Origin of the sequence: Novosphingobium sp. NDB2Meth1, from assembly GCF_900117425.1 — a bacterium.
GTDB lineage: Bacteria > Pseudomonadota > Alphaproteobacteria > Sphingomonadales > Sphingomonadaceae > Novosphingobium.
This window is the reverse complement of record NZ_FPEH01000005.1, coordinates 1-3,813: the sequence shown is the minus strand read 5'-3', so window position 1 is coordinate 3,813 and position 3,813 is coordinate 1. Positions and strand designations below refer to the sequence as shown.

At 63.7% G+C, this 3,813-nt stretch carries 2 protein-coding genes and 2 pseudogenes; 1 reads left to right on the top strand and 3 read right to left on the bottom strand.

The features are described from left to right. Positions 1-84: 84 nt before the first annotated feature. Both istB and NDB2M1_RS00050 read right to left on the bottom strand, forming a co-directional pair. A complete protein-coding gene (gene istB / locus NDB2M1_RS00055) occupies positions 85-867 on the bottom strand; it encodes an IS21-like element helper ATPase IstB (protein WP_072378529.1) in 783 nt (260 codons plus the stop codon). After that, a pseudogene (locus NDB2M1_RS00050) lies at positions 857-1,792 on the bottom strand (IS21 family transposase); the annotation flags it as partial. The pseudogene NDB2M1_RS00050 and the gene istB, both read right to left, overlap by 11 nt. A 66-nt stretch (positions 1,793-1,858) precedes the next feature. Between NDB2M1_RS00050 and NDB2M1_RS00045 the strand changes: the two are divergent. Next, entirely contained in the window at positions 1,859-2,857 is a 999-nt protein-coding gene (locus NDB2M1_RS00045; RefSeq protein WP_083554571.1) for an IS110 family RNA-guided transposase, read from the top strand. Between the two features lie 241 nt (positions 2,858-3,098). Here NDB2M1_RS00045 and istA read toward each other — a convergent pair. After that, positions 3,099-3,701: pseudogene (gene istA / locus NDB2M1_RS00040) on the bottom strand (IS21 family transposase); the annotation flags it as partial. Positions 3,702-3,813: the final 112 nt, after the last annotated feature.

The window sequence follows — 3,813 nt, the reverse complement described above, 5'->3', positions numbered from 1 at the left end:
TGTTGATTGCCACTGAGAAGTGACCCGGGATTTCCATCGAGAATTGACCCGGGTGGATATGTGTCCCCCAGTGCGGGGGCAGGGTCAAGCGGGTGATTTGGCCTTTCGTGATTTGGGGGCTGCGGCGCTGCTGGCGCGGAAGCGGAAGCTGTCGTTCCCGGTCTCCAGGATGTGGCAGTGATGGGTGAGCCGATCGAGGAGCGCGGTGGTCATCTTGGCATCACCGAAGACCCCGGCCCACTCGGAGAAGCTCAGGTTGGTGGTGATGATGACGCTGGTGCGCTCATAGAGCTTGCTGAGCAGGTGGAAGAGCAAGGCACCGCCCGATGAGCTGAACGGCAGGTAGCCCAGCTCGTCGAGGATCACGAGGTCGAGCCGGAGCAGGCGATCGGCGAGCTGCCCGGCCCGGTTCAGAACCTTCTCCTGCTCAAGGGCATTGACCAGGTCGACGGTGGCGAAGAAGCGCACCTTCTTGCGATGATGCTCGACGGCCTGGATGCCGAGGGCCGTGGCGATGTGGGTTTTGCCCGTGCCGGGCCCACCGATCAGCACGACGTTGTTGGCGCCGTCGATGAACTCGCCGCGGTGGAGCTGGCGGACCATCGCCTCGTTTACCTCGCTGGAGACAAAGTCGAAGCCGGTGAGGTCCTTGTAGGCCGGGAAGCGGGCGGCCTTGGTCTGGTAGGTGATCGAGCGCACCTCGCGCTCGGCCACCTCGGCCTTCAGCAACTGGGACAGGATCGGCACGGCGGCATCGAAGGCCGGGGCCCCCTGCTCGATGAGGTCGCTGACGGCCTGGGCCATGCCATACATCTTGAGGCCGCGCAGCATGACCACGACGGCGGCGCTGGCGGGATCATGACGCACGGGCGGCCTCCCTGCTGCGCAGCGCATCATAGCGCTCAACATTGGCCTTGGGTTCACGCCGCAGGGTCAGGGCCTGGGGAGCATCGATCTTGGGTGGCGTGCCAGCCCTGCCGTCGGTCAGCCGGTGCAGGATGTTGAGCACGTGGGTCTTGGTCGGCACGCCGGCTTCCAGCGCAAGCTCGACCGCGCAGAGAACCGCCTGTTCGTCGTGCTGGAGGACCAGGGCGAGGATCTCGACCATCTCCCGGTCACCTCCCGGGCGCTTGAGCAGGGATGCCTGCAACTGCCGGAAGGCATCGGGCATCTCCAGGAAGGGTGCTCCGTTGCGCAGGGCTCCGGGCTTGCGCTGGATTACCGCCAGGTAGTGACGCCAGTCATAGACCGTCCGCCCGGGCAGATGATGGGACCTCTCGATGATCCGCTCATGCTCGCACAGGATCCGGCCCTCGGCCGCTACGACGATCTGGTCCGGATAGACCCGCAGGCTGACCGGGCGGTTGGCGAAGGAGGCCGGCACGCTGTACCGGTTGCGCTCGAAGTGTACGAGGCAGGTCGGCGAGACCCGCTTGGCATGTTCGACGAACCCGTCGAAGGTGCGTCCCAGCGGCATCAGGCTGGCGACCTCGTCGGCCCAGGCATCGGCGATGGTGCCGGGCATGACGCCATGCTGGATCTCGTGCCATTGCTCGATGCAGCGTTGCTCGAGCCAGGCATTGAGTTCGGCAAGATCGGGGAAGCACGGCAACGGCTGCCACAGCCGGCGCCGAGCATCCTGGACGTTCTTCTCGACCTGACCCTTCTCCCATCCGGCGGCGGGATTACAGAACTCCGGCTCGAACAGATAATGGCTGGCCATCGCCGAGAACCGGGCATTGACCTGACGCACCTTGCCTGCGCCGATGCGGTCGACCGCGGTCTTCATGTTATGGGATGGACGCCTCCCGTCTTCCGACCAACATGTCGGTCAACAAGAAGGAGGAAGGCAATGACAATGGAGATGCTCGCGATCGATCTGGGCAAGCAGTCGTTCCACCTGCACGGGATCGACGCCGATGGGGTAGTTATCTCGCGCAAGGTAAGTCGTGCCAAGCTCGAGAACGCAGTCACCGAACTTGATCCCGCGATTGTTGCTATGGAGGCTTGTGCGAGCGCCCACCACTGGGGTCGACGGTTCTCATCGGCCGGTCGCCAAGTGCGCCTGGTCAACCCAAGGTTCGTCAAGGCGTTCGTGCGCGGGTCCAAGAACGATGCCATCGACGCAGAGGCGATCTTCGATGCGGCCTCGAGGCCGACGATGCGCTTCGTCCCGGTGAAGACGACCGAGCAGCAGGATCTTCAAAGCCTGCACCGCGTGCGAGAGCGGCTGGTCGTCCAACGCACCTCGCTCATCAACCACGCCCGGGGGCTTCTCGCCGAGTACGGCGTAGTTTTACCTAAAGGCCCGTGGCGCTTTCGTCAGCAAGTCCCGGCAGCCGTGGCCGAGGCTGATTTGTCCAACCTTGCCCGCGAGTTGTTTACTGAGCTGATGGATCAGCTCACCGACGTAGAAGCCCGACTTGCGAAGCTCGACGCCAAGCTCGTTAGCATCTGCCGCGAGCATGAAGCCTGTCGCCGGCTTGCAGCGTTGCCGGGCGTCGGGCCGGTTATTGCGACCGCACTTGTTGCCGCGGTAGATGACGGTCGGCATTTCCGCTCAGGCCGGGAGCTCGCCGCGTGGATCGGGTTAGTGCCAAGACAGTACACGACCGGCGGCAAGCCCAGGCTCGGCGGCATCGGGCGACGCGCCAACCATTATCTGCGGCGCCAGCTTATTCATGGGGCCCGGGCGGTGATCAGCCGACTTGCTGCAAAAGACGATGGGCGATCAGTCTGGCTGAAGGGCATTGTCGCTCGAGCAGGCTTCAACAAGGCGCTCGTGGCGCTTGCCAACAAGACCGCTCGCCTGGCCTGGGTGCTGCTGGCCCGGAAGGAAGATTACCTGCCAGCGTAACGCATTGGCTGAACGGGGCTAGGTCCCCGAAGAATTGCGAGGTGGATGTTGATGGTGCAACGGCAAGGGCCGCCGCTTCGAAGCCTGATCTACGACAAGGCCATCGAGGCCGATCATGTTATGAGGCAAGAAGTAGCGGACTCCCATCAAGGCCAGGAGCGTGACCGCTCCGACCACAGGCCGGATAGATTCACGCAACCCAAGCCGGATGCAACGATCAGAACTACCTTGCGGCGGGAGGCGTCCATAGATTATCGAAGATCCCGCGGCGCGGCACTCCGCCGAGCACCCGGAACGCCTGGGTCAGGGCATCGAACAGCATCTCGTGGGTCTGGAGCAGATAGGCCCTGACGATGAAGGCCCGGCTGTGCGATAGCTTGCTGTGCGCAACCTGCAGCTTGGTCCTCTCGCCGGCGATGATCGCCCAGTCCTCGCTCCAGTCGAACTGGAAGGCCTCTCCCGGCATGAACACCAGCGGGACGAAGGTGCCCCGCCCACTGGTCTGCGCATCGCGCTGGCGGTCGGCCTTCCACTCCCGCGCGAAGGCGGCGACCCGGTTGTACGAGCCGTCATAACCGAGGGTCACCAGATCGGCGTGCATCTGCTTGACCGTGCGCCGCTGCTTGCGGGACCGGCCAGCCTCAATCCTGAGCCAGCCTGACAGCTTCTCGGCAAACGGGTCCAGCTTGCTCGGTCGCTCAGGCACCTTGAACCGGGGCTCAACCGTGCCAGCCCGCAGGTACTTGCGGATCGTGTTACGGGACAAGCCCGTGCGCCGTTCAATCTCCCGGATCGGCATACCTTCACGGAAATGCCAGCGGCGGATCACACTCAATAACGCCATGTCGATCACTCCATGATCCCCCGACTGCCAGCCAAGGGAACGATCAGAACATGGGTCAAATCTCAGTGGAAATTACGGCCTCTCCCGGGTCACTTCTCAGTGGCAATCAACA

Bases quoted from the DNA above. Each gene is read 5' to 3' on its own strand.
- NDB2M1_RS00045 (WP_083554571.1), top strand. From the start codon at position 1,859: ATGGAGATGCTCGCGATCGATCTGGGCAAGCAGTCGTTCCACCTGCAC.